Here is a 1,797-nt window from a genome sequence, read left to right as displayed (position 1 = left end):
CCCAAAACCTCCCCGTATTCGGTCATGAGGCGTGCCGACCTGTGGCGGGATCTGAAGCTGCGCATCCTGGAGCTCGTCGAGAGCACGATACGACAACATGGCTCGGGCGGGAGAGTAAGCCTGTTTGGAATCAGCAAGTCAGTATGACGCCCGTGACGCGAGGCTAGCCGCCGTGCAGGTGGAAGCGCGGGTTAGCATTGCTGCCAGAGCCGCATTGAGCGGGGACGGAACCACCGCTCAACGGATTGTTTCCGACACGGAGGCTAGCATGCAAGACGATAGCACGTTGTACGTAGGGCTCGACGTTCACAAGGATTCGATCATGGTTGCTTATGCGATCGGTATGAGCGACGTGGAGCTGCTTGGCAAGGTCGGCACGACACAGATCGAAGTTGACCGCCTATGCAAACGGCTGCAGTCCAAAGCGCGCCACATTTACGTCGTTTACGAAGCCGGTCCCTGCGGTTACGGCCTGTACCGACGGTTGGTTGACAAGGGCTTCGACTGCATGGTGTGTGCGCCATCGCTCATCCCACGCAAGCCCGGCGAGCGCGTCAAGACCGACCGGCGCGACGCCATAAAGCTCGTGCGTTCGCTACGGGCCGGTGATCTGTCCGCCGTGCATGTACCAACGGTCGAGGACGAAGCATTTCGCGATCTAGCCCGGGCCTGGTCAGCGGCGAGAGAAGACCTCAAGCAGGCGCGATGCCGGCTGAAATCGTTTCTGCTGCAGCACGGTGTGAATTACCTTGGCCGCGCGGACTGGGGACCGACCCATCGACGCTGGTTGAGCACATTCTCCTTCGACAGCGGCTGGCAACAACTGGCATTTAACGAACACCGCCGTACTATCGAAGATCGCCTGGCGCAATGCGAACGGCTGGAAACAGCGCTGCGTGAGGCGGTTGCAGACTGGCGTTTCTTTCCCGCCGTGCTCGCCCTGCAAGCAATGCGGGGCATCAACTTCACGTCGGCCGTGGGCCTTGTGTCTGAGCTGGGCGATCTGTCGCGCTTCGAACACCCGCGGCAGTTGATGGCGTGGCTTGGTGTAACGCCGTCGGAACATTCATCAGGAGGCAAACGGCGACAAGGAAGCATCACAAAGACAGGAAACAGTTATGCGAGAAAGCTGTTGGTCGAATCCGCGCGGAGCTACCGACATCCGGCGCGCGTGAGCATCGATATCCAACGCCGGCACGAAGGTATCCCAAAGGCGATCATCGATCGGGCGTGGGACGCCCAATTACGACTGTGCCGGCGATACCGGAAGCTGGTGGCCAAGGGAAAGATTGCCCACGTTGCCATCGTTGCGGTAGCCCGGGAATTGGCCGCTTTTATCTGGGACATTGGCCGGCTGGGCATGGCCCTAACAACACCTCACTGTGGTCAGCCAGCCTAAATTTAGCGAAGCATGTAACTGGGTTCAACGAAAGGGGAGTTTCCTGAGGGCGGCGCAGCCCGGTATTCGAGCAACCCGCGCCCTCTTTTAGCAACGACATCAGGTCGGCTTGCGAAGCAAGTCAGCGGCAGGCTCATGAGACGGACCACAGTAATGCGGTATCAAACCCGCGAATATCAGCGTGATCCACCGTCGAGAGTTACTGCTACGCCGCCCTCAGGAAATTCGGATACGAAAACGAACGTAAGCTCAAAACCGATTCCGATTGACACCGGGAGTCATATCAGAGGGGTGACACCTACCTGCGTACGCTCCTAACTCACGGCGCGCGCTGTGTACTGGCAAACGTCAAGGAGCCGGGTCCTTGGGTCGAGCAGTTGAAAAAACGTCGGCCGGCG

At 59.3% G+C, this 1,797-nt stretch carries 1 protein-coding gene and 1 pseudogene; both read left to right on the top strand.

Annotation, left to right across the window (positions count from 1 at the left end):
* Positions 1-268 precede the first annotated feature (268 nt).
* Positions 269-1,399, top strand: coding sequence for an IS110 family RNA-guided transposase (locus P0D80_RS49915; protein ID WP_408296072.1), 1,131 nt, complete (start codon positions 269-271; stop codon positions 1,397-1,399).
* Between the two features lie 284 nt (positions 1,400-1,683).
* Positions 1,684-1,797, top strand: a pseudogene (locus tag P0D80_RS49910) (IS110 family transposase); the annotation flags it as partial.

The sequence above is a fragment of the Paraburkholderia sp. RL17-373-BIF-A genome (genome assembly GCF_046030175.1).
Lineage (GTDB): Bacteria > Pseudomonadota > Gammaproteobacteria > Burkholderiales > Burkholderiaceae > Paraburkholderia.
Note: the sequence above shows the minus strand (reverse complement) of the source record. Positions and strands in the feature narration are given on the sequence as shown.

What these genes read in the sequence shown, in the direction of transcription:
- P0D80_RS49915 (WP_408296072.1), top strand. Translation starts at nt 269, where the DNA reads ATGCAAGACGATAGCACGTTGTACGTAGGGCTCGACGTTCACAAGGAT.